This window comes from Novosphingobium naphthalenivorans NBRC 102051 (assembly GCF_001590985.1).
GTDB lineage: Bacteria > Pseudomonadota > Alphaproteobacteria > Sphingomonadales > Sphingomonadaceae > Novosphingobium > Novosphingobium naphthalenivorans.
Genome location: NZ_BCTX01000007.1, coordinates 1 through 16772 on the forward strand (window position 1 = coordinate 1; position 16772 = coordinate 16772).

The following is a 16772-nucleotide window of genomic DNA, read 5'->3' on the forward strand; positions in this document are numbered from 1 at the left end:
CGGACGGCTGTCTGACGGCCAGTCGCAACCGCGGGCGCGGGGATATTCGGCCATGGCCTGCTGGAGAAAAAGGAGCCTCAATCATTGAGCGTAAAGCCACTAGGTATAGTTCACGATGGCGATGCATTGCCTGGAGATACAGTGTACGGCGGTCGTCATCCCGGGCAATTTTGCGGGAAATTGAAGGAGAATGGATGATCCGCGAGATCGCCATGATGGCAGCGGTTGCGCTGGTGCTGGCCGGCCGGGATGGAGACGCGTACTGACCCGGCTTTTGAGGGACCTTGGCGGAAATCTCGGGCATGATGCCCAACTCGTATCGCCGGCCGCGCGTTCGGAGAGCGAGCCGCTTGCGCCCGCGTCAATCGGACCGGTCGCAGTCGAGCGCGCGCCGACGGTTCTTTCGATCGCCGGGATCGAGAAGTCCTTTGGCAAGCGGAAGGTGCTTGACGATGTCGCGCTCGAAGTGCGGGCAGGCGAAATCGTGGGGCTTCTGGGGCCAAACGGGGCCGGCAAGACGCTCTGCTTCTATGCGATTGCCGGCCTGATGAGCGTGGATGCCGGCAGGATCGAGATTGGCGGTCAGGATGTCACCGCGCTTCCCATGGATCGAAGAGCGAAGCTGGGCCTCGGCTATCTTCCCCAGGAAGGATCGATCTTCCGCGGCATGACGGCTGCGGAGAATATCGCGGCCGTGCTCGAACTGCATATCGCCGATCGCGATGTAGCTGCCGCGCGGCTCGATGAACTTCTTGCCGAGTTCAATATCGCCCACATTCGCGACGTTCCCGCACAGCGGTTGTCCGGCGGGGAACGCAGGCGCTGCGAGATCGCCAGGGCCATGGCGGCAGCGCCCTCGGTCATCCTGCTCGATGAACCGTTCGCGGGCATCGATCCCATGTCGATCGCCGACGTCAAGGCGATGGTGCGAAAGCTCAAGCGAGAAGGCGTGGCGATCCTTCTGACCGACCACAATGTGCATGAGATGCTCGAACTGGTCGAGCGGGCCTATATCATCGATCAGGGCAGGATGCTGTTCGAGGGCGGCCCAGAAGCGGTACTCGACAACCCCGAAGTCCGGCATCGCTATCTTGGCGAGGGCTTCAGGATGTGAGGCGGTTACCGCGCCCTTCGTTCAGGAACGGAATGGCCTTTGCCATGAGGTCGAGCGCTCGCTCGATATAGGCAGCCTTTGTCCGGGTGGTGTTGTGCAGATCATGGCGCTGCAGGATGCGCTGGCGCGGCACGGTGACCAGCGCGTCGAAGAGAAAAGCAGCGAGGAACGGAAGATCGCCTGCTTCCTCGCTGTTCGGTTCGCTCGCCTCGGCAAGGATCGTCTGCATCAGATCGATGCCGAACTGGGTGCCGATCGCGGGCTGTGCCCGCATCATGCCCGGATTGTGGTTTGCCAGCCAGATGATGAGCGCTTCGATGCCCACGACATCGCCTTGAAGCGACAGGTCGAGCATCCTGCGAGCGATATAGGCGATTTTTTTGCGGGTGCTTCCTCGAGGGACCGATGCCGCGATCGGATCGAGATAGCGGGCAAGGCTGTGTTCCATGGCGGCGACGAGCAGGGCGAGCTTTGAGCCGAAGCGGGAATAGAGCGTTCGCTTCGATGTCTGTGCGGCGGCGGCGATAGCTTCCATACTCGTACCCTCGACGCCGCCGGCGATGAATTGGGCAAGCGCCGTCTCGAGGATATGATGTCCAAGCCGGGCTGCGACCTCCTGTGGCGGCCTTCCTCCCCTGGGATCGCGGGCAGGCAGACGCGAGCCGGTTCCCGATGCGGCGCCGTCATCTTTCATGAATCGCTCGCGGCCCATCGCTGCTTCATTCCAGCTTTCGCGCTTGATCGGCAAGTGATACCGGGCAATATCAAAACCACTAAGTGTAGATACTAATAGTCCGGAGAGGTGCTTGCCCATAGGCGTACCGCCTGTTTGAACCAGAATGGAACCGGACTAGATGGCTCGCAGCGCTCATATTACTGGCCGTTTATGCGGGTTCCGGGCCGTCATGGCGGCGATGATCGTGCCATCTTTCCTGTCCGGCTGTTCCTTCGCGCCGCCCAATGTCCGGCCGGCCCAGCCGGTGCCGCAGGACTATCCCGCGCCAGCCGCGCTGGGCGCGTCCATCGCGCGGATCGGTTGGCATGATTTCTTCCGGGAAGAGCATCTGCGTGTGCTGATCGCGGCCGCGCTGGAGAACAACCGCGATATCCGTATCGCCGCGGCCCGCGTCGATCAGGCGCGCGCGGCCTGGCGTATCGAGGGATCGGCGCTCTATCCCGAACTCAACGCCGTCGGCACCGGCACGCGGGGTCGTTCCATCATCAGCCTGCCGGGCGCAGGCACGCAGAGCTATGACATCAAGCAGGTCACCGCGCAGGTGAGCGCGAGCTGGGAAATCGATTTCTGGGGCCGTCTGCGCAACCTGAACGACGCCGCGCGCAATCGTTATCTGGCGACGGAAGAGGCGAAGCGCGCCGTTGCCACCGGCCTGATCGCGCAGGTCGCCAATGGCTATCTGCTGGAGCGCGAATATGAGGAACGCCTCGCGCTTGCCCGGCGGACGATCGTCACGCGCGAGGACTCACTGCGGATCATGCGCCGCCGCTATGAAGTCGGGTCCGGCTCGAAGCTCGAAATGACCCAGGCGCAGTTGCTGCTGGCGCAGGCGCAGGATGCGCTGCAAGCGCTTGAGCAGGACCGCGACGTGAACCGCAACGCGCTGGCGCTGCTGGTCGGGCGGCCCGTGGAGATCGTGCCTGGGCCCCTCGGTCTTGCCGAAACCGGACCGGATATCGCCCTTCCGCCGGGCTTGCCCTCCGACCTTCTGGTCAACCGGCCTGATATCGTGGCGGCGGAATATCAATTGCGGGCGGCCAACGCCGATATCGGCGCGGCGCGGGCGGCGTTCTTTCCCAATATCAGCCTGACGGGTGCCTTCGGCACGGCGAGTTCCGATCTCGACGGGCTGTTCGGCGACGGGAGCCGCGCGTGGAGCTTCACCCCGACGATCGCCCTGCCGCTGTTCAATGCGGGCCGCCTTTCCGGCAACCTCGATCTGGCGAAAGCGCGGCAGGTCGAAGCCGTGGCCAGCTATGAAAAGACCGTGCAGGGCGCGTTTCGTGATGTTTCCGACGCGCTGGTCCGGCGCCGGCAACTGGCGTTGCGGATCGACACCGCGCGCAGCTCGCTGGACGCCTTGCGCGAACGGGCTCGGCTGGCCGGGTTGCGGTTCGACAACGGGCGTTCGGCCTATTTGGAAGTGCTGGACGCGCAACGCGACCTTTTCGACACCGAACAGGCGCTGATCCAGTTGCGCCGCGCTCATCTGGCGAGCGGCATAGCCCTCTACGCGGCGCTTGGCGGGGGCTTTCCCGCCGAAGTCGTCCACGACAGCAACGATCAAGGCGGAGAACACAGGCGATGACGGCGTCCCGGAAGACATGGCTCATCAGGGGCGGCATCGCGGCGGCGCTCGTCGTTGTAGCTCTGCTCCTTTGGCAGGTGCTCAAGCCCGGCGATTTGCCCGAAGGCATCGTCGGCGGTAACGGCCGGATCGAAGCGGTTGAAATCGACGTTTCCGCCAAATCGCCCGGCCGCATCCGCGAAATCCTGGTCGACGAAGGCGCGTTCGTGCAGGCGGGGCAAGTCGTCGCCCATATGGATACGGACGTGCTGAGTGCCCAGAGGGCCGAAGCCGAAGCGCAACTGGCGCAGGCGCTGAACGGCATCCAGATCGCGACCAGCCAGGTCGCGCAGCAGCAGAGCAACCGGGCGGCGGCTCTCGCCGGCGTCCGCCAGCGTGAGGCGGAGCTGAACGCGGCGCGCAAGCGGCTGGCGCGATCGGAAACGCTGGCGCGAGAAGGTGCGACCGCCGTGCAGGAACGGGATGACGATCAGGCCCGCGTCGAAGGCGCGGCGGCGGCAGTGGAGGCCGCTCGCGCCCAACTCGCGGCCGTCGACGCGGCGATCACGACGGCGCGCAACCAGGTGATCGGCGCGCGTTCGCAGGTCGATGCCGTGCGCGCCACCATCCAGCGGATCGAGGCCGATATCCGCGACAGCGACCTCAAGGCGCCGACGGCCGGCCGCGTGCAATATCGCGTCGCCCAGCCGGGCGAAGTCGTGGGTGGCGGCGGGCGCGTGCTCAACCTGGTCAATCTGGGCGACGTCTACATGACCTTCTTCCTGCCGGAAACGGTCGCGGGCAAGGTGGCGCTGGGCAGCGATGTACGCATCGTGCTCGATGCGCTTCCGGATCGTGCGATCCCTGCGAAAGTCAGCTTCGTTGCCGATGTGGCCCAGTTCACGCCCAAGACGGTGGAGACGCAAAGCGAGCGCCAGAAACTGATGTTCCGCGTGAAGGCGCAGATCGATCGCAAGTTGCTCGATCGCTATATCACCCAGGTCAAGACCGGCCTTCCGGGCATGGCCTATGTGCGGATCGATCCGAAATCCGAATGGCCCGCGAAACTGACCGTCAACGTGCCGCAATGACGGAAGCTGTCGCCCGCGTTTCGGGCGTGAGCCTGCATTACGGCAAGGTGCTGGCGCTCGATGATGTGAATCTTGAAATCCCCGCCGGGCGCATGGTGGCGATGATCGGCCCGGACGGCGTCGGCAAGTCCAGCCTGTTTTCCCTGATCGCGGGCGCGCGAGCCATCCAGGAGGGCCGGGTCGAGGTGCTGGGCGGCGACATGGCCGAGGCCCGCCACCGCAACGCCGTGTGTCCGCGCATCGCCTATATGCCGCAGGGGCTGGGCAAGAACCTCTATCCTACGCTCTCCATCGACGAAAATCTCGAATTCTTCGGGCGGTTGTTCGGGCAGGACGCGGCCGAACGCGAGCGCCGCATTGCCGACCTCACCGAAAGCACGGGCCTCGCGCCGTTCCGCAAGCGCCCGGCGGGCAAGCTTTCGGGCGGCATGAAGCAGAAGCTCGGCTTGTGCTGCGCGCTCATCCACGATCCCGATTTCCTGCTGCTGGATGAGCCGACAACCGGCGTCGATCCCATGTCGCGCGCGCAATTCTGGGATCTGATCGACCGCATCCGCGCGAACCGCCCGCACATGAGCGTGCTGGTCGCCACGGCCTATATGGAAGAGGCCGAACGCTTCGACTGGCTAATCGCGATGGACGCGGGAAAGGTGCTGGCCACCGGCACCGCAGCCGACTTCTATGCACGCACCGGCGAACAGTCGCTGGAACAGGCGTTTATCTCGATGCTTCCCGAGGAGCGCCGCCGCGGGCACAAGCCGGTGGAGATTCCGCCGCGCAGCGACGGCGGCGAGGCCGAGATCGCCATCGAGGCGCAGGGGCTCACCATGCGTTTCGGTGATTTCACGGCAGTCGATCATGTCGATTTTCGCATCGAGCGCGGCGAGATCTTTGGATTCCTCGGCTCCAACGGCTGCGGCAAGTCGACCACCATGAAGATGCTGACCGGCCTGCTGAAAGCCAGCGAAGGCCAGGCCTGGCTGTTCGGCCGCGAGGTCGAGAATGACGACATGGCGACGCGCCGGCGCGTTGGCTATATGAGCCAGGCCTTCTCGCTCTACTCGGAACTGACGGTCCGGCAGAACCTCGAGCTGCATGCCCAGCTCTTCCATGTTCCCGCCGGGGAAGTGCCGGCCCGCGTGAGGGAAATGGCGCAGCGGTTCGGCCTGGATGGCATCATGGATGCGTTGCCCGGCGCCTTGCCGCTGGGCCAGCGCCAGCGGCTCAGCCTAGCCGTCGCCATGATCCACAAGCCGGAAATGCTGATCCTGGATGAACCGACGTCCGGCGTCGATCCGATCGCGCGGGACCAGTTCTGGCAGATGATGATCGACCTGTCCCGGCGCGACAAGGTGACGATCTTCATTTCCACGCACTTCATGAACGAAGCGGAGCGGTGCGACCGCATATCGCTGATGCATGCGGGCAAGGTGCTGGTCAGCGACACCCCCGCCGCCATTGTCGAGAACCGCGGCGCGGCGGACCTGGAAGAAGCGTTCATCGCCTATCTTCAGGATGCGAGCGGCGAGACGCCGACAGAAAAGAGGGACGATCCGGTTCCTGCGGGCGCGCCTGCCGCGGCCGATCAGGACATTTCGGCTGCACCGGCCCGCTCCCCATGGTTCATGCGGCGCCGGATGATGAGCTATGCCCGGCGCGAAGGGCTGGAATTGCGCCGCGATCCCATCCGCGCCACCCTGGCCCTGCTGGGCAGCGTCATCCTGATGTTCATCATGGGCTATGGCATCAGCATGGACGTGGAGGACTTGCCGTTCGCCGTGCTGGACCGCGACGGCACGACCACCAGCGAGAACTACGTCCTCAACCTGGCCGGATCGCGCTATTTCATCGAACGGCCGCCGATCACCGACTATAGCCAGTTGGACCGGCGGATGCGCTCGGGCGAACTGAGCGTGGCCCTGGAGATTCCGCCCAATTTCGCGCGCGACCTGCGCCGGGGCGTGCCGGTGCAGATCGGTGTATGGGTCGATGGCGCCATGCCGCAGCGGGCCGAGACCGTGCAAGGCTATGTCCAGGCCCTGCATGCCCACTGGCTCAGTGAAATGGCCGTGCAGGAAACAGGTGCGCGGCCATCGATGGGTCTCGTCAATATCGAGCTGCGCTATCGTTACAATCCGGACGTGAAAAGCCTTGTAGCCATCGCGCCGGCCGTGATTCCGATGATGCTGCTCTTGTTCCCGGCGATGCTGACGGCTTTGAGCGTGGTGCGGGAAAAGGAGCTGGGTTCCATCGTCAATTTCTACGTGACGCCGATCAGCAAGGTGGAATTCCTGCTGGGCAAGCAGCTTCCCTATGTCGCGCTCGCCATGCTGAACTATGTCTTGCTGGTGTTCCTCGCCGTCACGATGTTCGGTGTGCCGTTGACGGGCAGTTTCCTCGCGATGACGCTGGGCGCTCTCTTCTATACGCTGTCGGCGACGGCCATCGGCCTGCTGTTCTCCATCTTCATGCGCAGCCAGATTGCCGCGATGTTCGCCACCGCCATCGGCACGATCCTGCCCGCCGTGCAGTTTTCCGGCCTGATCAACCCGGTGTCCTCGCTCGAGGGGGCGGGCGCGGTGATCGGATCGATATATCCCGCGACCTGGTTCGTCACCATCTGCCGCGGCGTCTTTTCCAAGGGGCTGGGCTTCGCCGACCTCTGGCCTGACCTTCTCGTGCTGTTCGCGACGTTTCCCGTCATCCTGGCGCTGTGTGTCGCGTTGCTGCGTAAGCAGGAGAGCTGATATGCGCCACGCGGCCAACATCTACCGGCTCGGCATCAAGGAACTGCGCAGCCTGTGGCGCGATCCGATGATGCTGTTCCTGATCCTCTATTCGTTCTCGGTGGGGATCTACGTCGCGGCAACCGCCATGCCGGAAACGCTGCACAAGGCGCCTATCGCGATCGTCGATGAAGACCAGTCGCAGCTTTCCAGCCGGATAACCGGCGCCTTTTATCCGCCGCACTTCACGCCCCCTTCGATCGTGGGACTGAACGAAGTGGACAAGGGGCTGGATGCCGGGCGCTATACGTTCGCTCTCGACATCCCGCCCGATTTTCAGCGAGACGTACTTGCGGGACGCCAACCCGGCTTGCAGCTCAACGTTGACGCTACGCGGATGAGCCAGGCTTTCACGGGCGGCGGCTACATCCAGCAGATCGTGCAGGGCGAAGTTGCCGAATTCATGAAAGGCACGCGTGCGAGCACGCCGGTCCCGGTCGAGCTGGCGCTGCGCGTGCGGTTCAATCCTACGCTGGCGCAAAGCTGGTTCGGCGCGGTCATGGAAATCATCAACAGCGTCACCATGCTGTCGATCGTGCTGACGGGCGCGGCCCTGATCCGCGAGCGCGAGCACGGCACGATCGAACACCTGCTAGTGATGCCGGTGACGCCGTTCGAGATCATGGCCAGCAAGGTCTGGGCCATGGGGCTCGTTGTCCTGGTCGCCTGCGCTTTCGCGCTTTTCGTGATGGTGGAAGGGGTACTGTCCGTTCCCGTCGAAGGGTCGATCGCGCTGTTCCTCGCCGGAGCGGGGCTGCACCTGTTCGCCACGACCTCCATCGGCATCTTCATGGGGACGATCGCGCGCTCCATGCCGCAGTTCGGCTTGTTGCTGATGCTGGTGCTGCTGCCGTTGCAGATGCTGTCCGGCGGTTCGACGCCGCGCGAAAGCATGCCGGAGTTCGTCCAGACGGTCATGTTGGCCGCGCCCACCACCCATTTCGTGAAGATGGCGCAGGCCATCCTTTACCGGGGCGCGGGCTTTGACGTGGTCTGGCCCCAGTTCCTGGCTATCATTGCTATCGGCGCGATCTTCTTCGCCATTGCGTTGGCGCGGTTCCGGCGAACCATCGGCACGATGGCGTGAGGAGGCAGTCGAATGTCAGAACACCAAATTGCGTGGGACATCGTAACGATGCTTCAGACTAACGATTGCCGAACGGTTCCGCGCAGGTTTCGCAGGAGAATAATACCGGCGGCGGTGTCGCGGATCCTGAGCCAGGTTTTCGAAACAGCGAATCCACGATTGCCCTAGCAGCCTCACGCGTCAGCCATAGCGCTGGCTGACGGCTGTGAATGCCCCCTATCTCCCATAGGTATCACAACGGCTTCTTCTGGCACGTTTGCCGGTGCACGGCCAACACAACCCAAGGAGGATGCCATGTATGTCAATGCCAGAATGCGTGAGACACTCTCACGCTTCAATGCCGCTTCTTCAATGGAAGCGCTGCTCGCCGCCTTAGCTGATGCCGCCACGAAAATGGGCTTCCCCTATGTCGCGATGATCCAACATGGCGGCCTCCCACGCTTGGTCGAACGGGCGCTGGTTATTACCAACTATCCGGCGGAGTTCGTGCGTTTCTACACCGAGAGCCACGCGTACGTCATCGATCCAGTCTATGAGGTGAGCCAGTTGCTGGACCGCCCGTTCAGCTGGGACGAGATTCCCGGTTATGTCGATCTCACAGGCACACAATCAGCCCTGTTCGAAGAAGCGCGGCTGCATGGTCTCGTCCACGGTGTCACCGTGCCGCTCCACATACCGAGCGAATCCCATGCGTCTTGCACTTTCGCACGCGCGGAGCCGATCATGGCTTCGCCATCGCTACTGACGACGCTCCACATCGTCGCTGCCTTCGGGTTCAAGGCGGGCCTCAGACTACATCATGCCTCGCGCGGACATGACGTACCCAGGCTCACGCGCCGCGAAGCTCAATGCACGGCATTGGTCGCCGTCGGCAAGAGCGATTGGGAGATCAGCCAGATACTCGGTCTGAGCGAGACCTCGGTGCGCTATTTCGTCTCCCACGCAAAGCAGCGTTACGGCGTCTACAAGCGCTCAGAGCTTGTCGCCAGGGCGCTCATCGACGCGCAGATCCTTCGAAACGACCAAGGGATCATTGAGGCTGGACCCCGCCGCCCGCGCCACAGGGCGAAACGGCGCAGTCCTTGACAGTCCTGTCGGTGTCGCCGTGTTGCGCATCCCGTCAATTGGCCCGCGAATCGCCATGCCTAGGGCGGATAAGTGTATTGACCTACGGTCGCACGATCCAGTTTGCCGAGCTCTGATAATGCCAAGCAAGGCTTAGCCAATTTCGAAATTAATAAACTCGACAGTAGTTTCCCAATCTGTCAAAATGCATAGCATGGCTTCGCAAACATTAGGAAAATTAAACCGGCTGCAACGGGATCTCCCAGAGAGCCTGCTGGTCGACGCGGCATGGATGGAAGCCCATGGTTACTCATCATCGCTGCGGAGCCAATATGTTCGCGCGGGATGGCTCGATAGCCCGACCCGGCGCGTCTATCGCCGCTCGCGTGGACCGCTCACCTGGGAACAGGCCGTTATCTCACTGCAATCCCTGTTGGACCTGCCTTTGACAGTTGGCGGGCGCACAGCGCTCGAACAGCAGGGCTACGCTCATTATCTCTCCATAACGGTGCGCGAAGTCCATCTCTATGGGCCAAGCCGGCCGCCGACATGGCTCGACAGCCTGCCACTCGATGTCTCGTTCCGCTGGCATAACAGCCTCCGGCTGTTTCCAGTCGACGGCGAGATTCCTCCCGAGCCTGCGCCCCGGATGTCCAGCACCGCCGGCACGACCTTGCCGATCCGCTGTTCGAGCAAGGAACGCGCCGTTCTCGAACTGCTCGATGAGCTTCCCCATGAGAGCTTCCATCAGGTCGACATGCTGATGGAAGGAATGAGCGACCTCAGCCCACGTCGCCTTCAGACACTTCTTGAGGCGTGCGCGAGCGTAAAAGTGAAGCGTCTCTTCCTCTTCTTCGCGGATCGCCATGGCCATGCCTGGCGTTCGAAGCTCGATGTTTCCCGCCTGGATCTCGGATCGGGCAAACGCGTCCTGGTCAAAGGAGGGAAGCTCGACCGGCGCTACAACATCACCGTGCCCTCCGACCTGGCGGGAGAATAGCTGTATGGCGTTTCTCGACGGCTACCGGAGACAGGTCGCTCTTCTTCTGCGTGTTATGCCTCACGTCGCGAAGGAGGATATCTTCGCGCTGAAAGGCGGAACAGCGATCAATCTGTTCGTGCGTGACCTGCCGCGACTTTCGGTGGACATCGACCTCACCTATCTGCCGATCGAGGACCGCGCGACCTCGCTCGCCACGATCGATGCGGCGATGCTGCGGATCAAGGAACGCATCAAGGAAGGACTGGTCGGAGCCAGGATTCATGCGTCGCGTTCCGCTGACGAAAAAATCGTCACCAAGCTCATCGTTCGTGCGGATGATGTGCAGATCAAGATCGAGGTCACGCCAGTGTTGCGCGGGACGGTCTATGATCCCGTCGTTATGGGTGTCGTTCCCGCAGTCGAGGACGCCTTTGGTTTTGCTGAGATTCAGGTGGTGTCCTTCGCCGATCTCTATGCGGGAAAAATCGTGGCGGCGCTCGACCGGCAGCACCCTCGCGACCTCTTCGACGTCCGCGACTTGCTGGCGAACGAAGGCGTCACAGACGATTTGCGACGTGCATTTCTCGTCTACCTCGCCAGCCATAATCGCCCGATGGCCGAGGTTCTCGCTCCCGCCCGTAAACCGCTCGCCGAGGAGTTCGAGCGCGGTTTCGTCGGAATGACTCACCAGCCGATCACTCTGGCGGAACTGGAATCAGCGCGTGAAGACATCATCGCGCGCATGGTTGCCGGGATGCCTGACACTCATCGGCAATTCCTTGTCGGCTTCAAGCGTGGTGAACCGGACTGGGCGCTTGCGGGCATTGATGAGGCGAGGCGACTGCCCGCGGTCTTGTGGAAGCAACGTAACCTGGACCGGTTGGACCCTGGCAAGAGGCAGGAGCTTGTTGCCGCGTTGGAGAAGCAATTGCTGCCGGGATAGGTCAGGCGCCCCTCCGACGCCTGCAGGTCAGCCTGTTTGCGGCGAGCAGCGCGGAAGGGTGGTGGTTAGGTGAAGTGCGGGAGCAGCGAGGAAAGGGTGGAGGTGATGGGAGAGGGAGCCGCTCGCGTTTGGGACCAGCAGGTACATTGAAGGCTTACGGTTCGACATGGATTTTGGCGGAATGGCCGGGCAATGTCTTTCCGCTAGCGCTGCCTATATTCTTGGTGATGCAGGCGCGCGAACATAGCGCACAGCGTGGTCGAGGCGCTCCGCCGCGTCGGCCTCGCTGATGCGGAGGCGGCGTGCGATCTGGCCAACGGTAAAGCCGTCATTGCGATGAAGGAACAAGGCCCGCATGGTCAGGTGCGGTAGATCGGTAAAAACAGAATCCCATACCTCGCCTTCTTCCCCCATCTTGCCCGACGACCCCATGACCCTCTCAATCACATCGTGGAGATCGGCAGCAGCGGGTTCCTGCAAGGCGTATAGGATCGCCAAGGACTGCTCCATCATTTCCAGCGCTTGTTCTTTCAATTCGTCGTTGCCCGGCTCGTTACCGCTCCCCATGCTCTCACCTCCTTCTTAGTTGCAGAGGAGCATGACAGAAATCGCGGGATTTTCATCAACAACAACCCCCAACTTGGATATTGTTGTGCGCTGGCTTTTTGCGCGAAGGTGCCATGCGCTATTTTATGATTTCCGAGCCGTTAGCCGGACTTCAGATTTTGAAAACATCATGACTGCCAGCCTTACAGGTCGCGCCGCCGCTCGCATCAGCGGAGGTGCCGAGAATGGGGTTGCCCGGGGATGGAGATGCTCGAGATATGGAAAATGCACGGTCTCGTGCCGACCTTGTAAGTCATATGCCCAGCAGAAGCGGCTGAGACGCAGTCCGTGTTGGACACCGCAAAAGCTGTCCCAACCGCGACATTTACCGGAACTGGCAAGAACGACCGTCATGCATTGACATTGGTGACGGTTATTGCGGCGGCGCCAATACCCTCTCTCTGGAATTGACGCCGCCACATCGATCCCTGTTCGCAAAGATGGGTCAATGCCGATAGATTAGAAGCGTTGTTCCCAATCGGTTTCCAGATCGAGCCGATTCACAAATGATGGAACACCGACAGAATTCTGCTATAGTCCTCCAGTGAGGATATAGCGATGAACAACGCCGCCCATATTCAAGCGCCCGAACCGGCATCGCCTCGGCTGAAACCGTCCGATTGGCTCTGGCGTCCGTGGTACGCGAAGCTGTGGTGGTCGGCAATTCCGGTCTGGTGGATTGGCATGGCTACATCGACCAGGATCGCGCCGCTTGAGGCGTTCTACGACAGTGCGGCGGCCGGTTTTCTCAACCTCCTGTTCTTTCCGATGACGGCACTCATGGTGCTTGGACTCGGCTATGTGCAGCAGTGGGTGGCCGGGTTTTCATCGACGGGCGAGGGTACGCCTGTGTCCGATGAAGCGGTGGCCAGAACCTCCAAAAGAATGTGGGAGGAACATGAGCGAGGAATGGAAGACCTTCGTGCTGGCACCGATATATTCGATCCACGGTCGGGAGGTCTCTACATCGGCAACCCGCTGAGCCTTCAGCACCCTAGTCGGTTCTTCAAGCACTAACGATTCTTGAAGCTGCTGTCGCCATCGCCGGGGCTGCCATCCACGTCCGTAGAAAATCTACCGCTCTTCAGGACGGAGTTCTGTTCGACCGAAGTCAGGGGCCCGGTAATGTCGAAAGTTGCCCGGCCGGAATCCGCATCATGGAGATATCGGTTGCGTATGCCATCCGGGCCAAGAATCCGGTCCGACAGTTCACGCGAGAAGGTCGCCGCCGGGTCGCTCGAGCGCGCGGCTTCGCGCTCGGCGGCGGCAATCGCTTCGCGCACGTCGTAGTTGACGATGTCAATCGACGACTGTGCTGTCTCGTTGCTGATTCCGACGTCACGACTTTCAAAACCAAGACTGGCGCCCACTCGACCTGAGGTCGACGTGGTCTTCTGTGGCGACTGCGCTTGGCCCGCTTGCTTGCCTTTCTCTGCAGGCTGCCCGCGACCGCCTATCGCCTCCGATTCATCGACCCCAACCGAGCCTCCGAGTTGAGCGCCGACGCTTGTACCGATCGTGACATTATCCTGCGCGGATCGCGAGAGCCCGCGCTGCCACCCGGTCTGCGCGATGATCGCCTGCACGTCGCGCGTAAGCGTATCGGCCACCTGCGGGTTCAGACGCCAGTTGCCATGACGGTCCATCTCGAACCCGCCCTTGAGCCAGTTCTGCATCATCGCCTGGCCCTGTTCGCCGCTGCTGAGGAAATGCTCGATCGTGTCGGGCCCGGCCTGTTTCCCTGCCTCGAACCGCGTAGAGGTATCGTTGCGGGCCGATTGCTGGAACCCGACCGAGCTGGAGACGAGAAGATCGTTGTCGGCGAACGAGAACCTTGCCCGCCCGCCATTGGCGACCGCGCCCAATTGGCTCTCGTTGATGAGCCCGCCGCGCCACATCTGCGCCGCCGTCTCCGGGGTGAGATTGAGGCTCAGATCGCCATTCTGCGCCATGGCGATCTGCCGCTTCGACATGTCGACACCATGATCGGCCAGCAGCTTCTGCATGCGCGTCAGGCGCTCATTATCGATGATCCGCGTCATCCGTTCGTTGCGAGCGCGGTCAGCGATCCCGGCCGCACCACCTTCGGCCATGTCGACCTGATTGCCGGCGCCCTGCGACAGCGTGCGGATGAAGCTGTCGAGATGTGCGGCCTGGCGCACCGACATGCCCGCGGCGGCCGCGCCTTCCGCGAACCCGGCATTGTCGGCCTGTCGCCGCTGCTCCCCGATCCGGGCGGCCGAGCGCGTACCGTCGTGACCGACCTCACGCTGCGCGTCGAGCTTGCCCGACCGCTCCGCAAAATCGAAGCCCGCTGCCTCGCGGGTGCGGCCATAGACGCTGGCGCCCTCGCGCGCGGCCTCGACGGTCGCACCGTCGGCGGTGCCGACCTGCACGGCGGCATTGTAGGTTTCGAGCGCCCGCATGACCTGCGCCTCGTTGCGGCCGGTTGCGCGGGAGAGTTGGGAAATGGCTGTCGACCGAGCCTCTCCGGATAGCGCATTGATAAAGGCGATGCGGCGGGAGGTTTCCTGGACTGAGAGGCCGAGCATGGAGGCGGCGTTGCGCTGGCCCTCATTGCTGCCGGTCCTATGCGCCTGCTCGGTCGCGACATTGCCGCGCTCGATCCGCCTTACATTGTCGCCAGCAAAATCGCGCCGGCCTTCCATCGCGCCGACTTGAATCTGCGCGCCGGTAAGATCGTTGCGCAGCATCTGCTCCTGGTCGAAGGTATTGGCGATCAGTTTGGCGAAGGTCGGATCAGCCGACGCTTGGGCGATCACCGTCGAGGCTTTGAGCGCGGCATCCTTTTGGTCGTAGCCGTTCCTCTCAAAATGCCGCTGGGCTCCGGACAGCATCATGTCATAGGCGCGCGTATCCCCGAACGCCTTCCACTGGACCATCTTCTGCGTGAAGGCCGCGAACGAACGTTCCCCGGATTGCCCCTCGCCAAAATAGCCGGTGCCAAGGCTGCGGAGCGCATCCTTCTCGGCAAAATTATGGATCGCACTGGTCGCGGCATTGTCGCGCACGGCGCGCACGGTCGCGGGATCGGTGAGGCTGCGGCCGGTGAGGGCAGGGGAGAGCCCGCCCAGTTCGCGTGCCGCATCGAGCTTGCCCATGCCGAATGCGGCCGTCCCGCTGGCGCCGCCGCCATGTTCGCCGAGCACGCTGCTCGCGGCACCGAACGCACGGGTTGCGCCGAAGGCCGAGCGCTCCCCGAAATCCCCGAAGTTCGAAGCCGCGCCCCGCCGCGCCATGGTGCCCGCTGCTCCCGCCTGCGCCTCGAGCGCGCCGGCATAGCCTTCGCTGGTGGCAAGCGGTGCGGCGGCTGCCGTGCCCTGACCCTGCACACCGAGCGCGCCGGATGTGAACGAGGTGAACACATTACCGGAGAACCGGAAAACCGTGAAGACGAACGCCCCCGCAAGACCCGCGGACGCGGTGCGGAAACTCCCGAAGATGGCGAGCGCCTTCATCGCGGACGACGGCGCCAGCATCCAGGCATTGGCCGCGACATGGTTGGCGCGCATCTCGGCCAGCACATCGGTCGCGCGGCCGAGCGTCAGCTGATAGATCCCGGCGTCGATCACGCCCCAGAGCGCCACGAAGACGAACAGGCCGAGGGCGAAGGAAGCCACGCGCAGATTGATCGGGGTGAGGATGAACAGCAGCGCGACGGGCATCATGAAGAGCATGATCCCGAAGACCGTCGCCCGGATCGTGGGCATCCACTCGTTGGCCGTCGACATGGTGGCCAGGCCTGACGAGACGACAGCGCGATTGGCCATGACACGCGCCGCCGTTGCAGGACTGTCCTCGAACAGCACATCGCCCACCGTGCTGCCGAGCATCACATTGGTCAGGAACTGCTGGAGCGAGAGCGGCGTATCCATCATCATCTGGCCAAGTTCGCCGATGTTGGAGCGGCAGCGCTGAAGCTGGGTCGCATTGCCGATGTCGTAGCCGGTGCGGGTGCAGACCTGCGCGACATAATTGTCGAACAGCGCAGGTTCGGAGAGGCGTGTCGAGATATGTTCCCACGCCTCGTTGCAGCTCACCGTCGTGCCGCCCTTGTCGGTGGACGTGAACACCGTGCTGAAGGTCGCCGGCCCCGCCATCGCGGCAAAGGCGGCAGGAAGATCGGTCGCCGTGCGGAACAGCTGATCGTCGTCGACGCCATAGGCGGGCGAGACCCGCGCGACCGGATAGCATTGCCGGACATAGTCCTTGATCGTCGCGTCAAGGAACGTGTCGGTCATCGGGCCGCGCGGGCTCGCTGCATTGAGGAACAGGTCGAAACTGTGCCCGCCCGCCCCGAACTCAAGCTTGGCATGGGGATCGGTGGTGTTGTCGTCGATCACTTCCGCGAGCGCGCGCTCCATCATGTTGGTCATGCCCGCGACCAGCACGATGAGGTTCGGCACGTCGCCGACCGGCTGATAGGCGTTGCGGACGCGGTCGTAGACATGGACCGTGCCCGTCGTCGCGACCAGGCCGACGAACAGGCCGACGCCGATCAGCATCTGGAACCCGAAGGCGACGATGCCCATGCCTTGCCCGCGGATGCTGGCGAGCAGGACGCCGAGCGCGATGCCCACCACCGCGACGATCAGCACCAATGTCTCGTAACGCGAATCCCCGAAGATCATCGAGACGAGGCGGAAGGCGTCCACCGTCTCCGCAAAGCCGTCATAGGTGTGGAAACTCGCATCGATCGCCAGCGCGGGACTGGCCGAGAAGAGAGCGATCAGGACCGAGATCGCGCGAACTAAGCGGTGCATGACGCGGCCCT

Annotated in this window: 13 protein-coding genes; 9 read left to right on the forward strand and 4 right to left on the reverse strand. The window is 62.9% G+C overall.

The features are described 5' to 3' along the window. Positions 1-304 (reverse strand): hypothetical protein (locus NN5_RS26570; RefSeq protein ID WP_217998590.1); only part of this gene is annotated, 304 nt, incomplete at its 3' end. 60 nt (positions 305-364) lie between these two features. Between NN5_RS26570 and lptB the strand changes: the two genes are divergently transcribed. Next, positions 365-1114: an LPS export ABC transporter ATP-binding protein gene (lptB, locus tag NN5_RS03675; protein WP_047169120.1), complete on the forward strand. Its 750-nt coding sequence runs from the start codon at positions 365-367 to the stop codon at positions 1112-1114. On the opposite strand, the gene NN5_RS03680 is transcribed toward lptB, so the two are convergent. Then, positions 1104-1862: a TetR/AcrR family transcriptional regulator gene (locus NN5_RS03680; RefSeq protein ID WP_048576741.1), complete on the reverse strand. Its 759-nt coding sequence runs from the start codon at positions 1860-1862 to the stop codon at positions 1104-1106. The two genes, lptB and NN5_RS03680, sit on opposite strands and share 11 nt — an antisense overlap. A 166-nt stretch (positions 1863-2028) precedes the next feature. Here NN5_RS03680 and NN5_RS03685 point away from each other — a divergent pair, with 166 nt between their 5' ends. The 7 genes from NN5_RS03685 (at position 2029) to NN5_RS03715 (ending at position 11371) form a co-directional block, all read left to right on the forward strand. Then, positions 2029-3438: an efflux transporter outer membrane subunit gene (locus tag NN5_RS03685; RefSeq protein WP_037484510.1), complete on the forward strand. Its 1410-nt coding sequence runs from the start codon at positions 2029-2031 to the stop codon at positions 3436-3438. After that, a complete protein-coding gene (locus NN5_RS03690; protein ID WP_021246282.1) occupies positions 3435-4508 on the forward strand; it encodes an HlyD family secretion protein in 1074 nt (357 codons plus the stop codon). The genes NN5_RS03685 and NN5_RS03690 overlap by 4 nt, the downstream gene beginning before the upstream one ends. Further along, on the forward strand, positions 4472-7255 hold the full coding sequence (gene rbbA / locus NN5_RS03695) for a ribosome-associated ATPase/putative transporter RbbA (RefSeq protein ID WP_280528967.1): 2784 nt from the start codon (positions 4472-4474) through the stop codon (positions 7253-7255). Before NN5_RS03690 ends, rbbA begins: the two co-directional genes overlap by 37 nt. Before the next feature lies 1 nt (position 7256). Further along, positions 7257-8381: an ABC transporter permease gene (locus tag NN5_RS03700; protein WP_021246284.1), complete on the forward strand. Its 1125-nt coding sequence runs from the start codon at positions 7257-7259 to the stop codon at positions 8379-8381. 294 nt (positions 8382-8675) lie between these two features. After that, on the forward strand, positions 8676-9467 hold the full coding sequence (locus NN5_RS03705) for a helix-turn-helix transcriptional regulator (protein ID WP_021246285.1): 792 nt from the start codon (positions 8676-8678) through the stop codon (positions 9465-9467). A gap of 193 nt (positions 9468-9660) precedes the next feature. Then, entirely contained in the window at positions 9661-10446 is a 786-nt protein-coding gene (locus NN5_RS03710; protein ID WP_021690794.1) for a type IV toxin-antitoxin system AbiEi family antitoxin, read from the forward strand. Between the two features lie 4 nt (positions 10447-10450). Further along, positions 10451-11371 carry a nucleotidyl transferase AbiEii/AbiGii toxin family protein gene (locus tag NN5_RS03715; RefSeq protein ID WP_037484334.1) on the forward strand — a complete coding sequence of 307 codons (921 nt, stop codon included), beginning with the start codon at positions 10451-10453 and terminating at the stop codon, positions 11369-11371. 213 nt (positions 11372-11584) lie between these two features. On the opposite strand, the gene NN5_RS03720 is transcribed toward NN5_RS03715, so the two are convergent. Beyond that, positions 11585-11938: a hypothetical protein gene (locus NN5_RS03720; protein WP_013846840.1), complete on the reverse strand. Its 354-nt coding sequence runs from the start codon at positions 11936-11938 to the stop codon at positions 11585-11587. A 597-nt stretch (positions 11939-12535) separates the two neighbouring features. Here NN5_RS03720 and NN5_RS03725 point away from each other — a divergent pair. Then, positions 12536-12994: a hypothetical protein gene (locus tag NN5_RS03725; protein ID WP_021246288.1), complete on the forward strand. Its 459-nt coding sequence runs from the start codon at positions 12536-12538 to the stop codon at positions 12992-12994. Here the strand turns inward: NN5_RS03725 and NN5_RS03730 are convergent. Beyond that, the gene (locus tag NN5_RS03730; RefSeq protein WP_021690792.1) at positions 12991-16761 is read right to left on the reverse strand and encodes a conjugal transfer protein TraG N-terminal domain-containing protein; all 3771 of its coding nucleotides are present in this window, start codon (positions 16759-16761) and stop codon (positions 12991-12993) included. The two genes, NN5_RS03725 and NN5_RS03730, sit on opposite strands and share 4 nt — an antisense overlap. Positions 16762-16772: the final 11 nt, after the last annotated feature.

Bases quoted from the DNA above. Each gene is read 5' to 3' on its own strand.
- rbbA (WP_280528967.1), top strand. From the start codon at position 4,472: ATGGCCCGCGAAACTGACCGTCAACGTGCCGCAATGACGGAAGCTGTC.
- NN5_RS03705 (WP_021246285.1), top strand. From the start codon at position 8,676: ATGTATGTCAATGCCAGAATGCGTGAGACACTCTCACGCTTCAATGCC.
- NN5_RS03720 (WP_013846840.1), bottom strand. From the start codon at position 11,938: ATGGGGAGCGGTAACGAGCCGGGCAACGACGAATTGAAAGAACAAGCG.
- NN5_RS03730 (WP_021690792.1), bottom strand. From the start codon at position 16,761: ATGCACCGCTTAGTTCGCGCGATCTCGGTCCTGATCGCTCTCTTCTCG.
- NN5_RS03685 (WP_037484510.1), top strand. From the start codon at position 2,029: ATGATCGTGCCATCTTTCCTGTCCGGCTGTTCCTTCGCGCCGCCCAAT.
- NN5_RS03725 (WP_021246288.1), top strand. From the start codon at position 12,536: ATGAACAACGCCGCCCATATTCAAGCGCCCGAACCGGCATCGCCTCGG.
- NN5_RS03715 (WP_037484334.1), top strand. From the start codon at position 10,451: ATGGCGTTTCTCGACGGCTACCGGAGACAGGTCGCTCTTCTTCTGCGT.
- NN5_RS03690 (WP_021246282.1), top strand. From the start codon at position 3,435: ATGACGGCGTCCCGGAAGACATGGCTCATCAGGGGCGGCATCGCGGCG.
- NN5_RS03700 (WP_021246284.1), top strand. From the start codon at position 7,257: ATGCGCCACGCGGCCAACATCTACCGGCTCGGCATCAAGGAACTGCGC.
- NN5_RS03710 (WP_021690794.1), top strand. From the start codon at position 9,661: ATGGCTTCGCAAACATTAGGAAAATTAAACCGGCTGCAACGGGATCTC.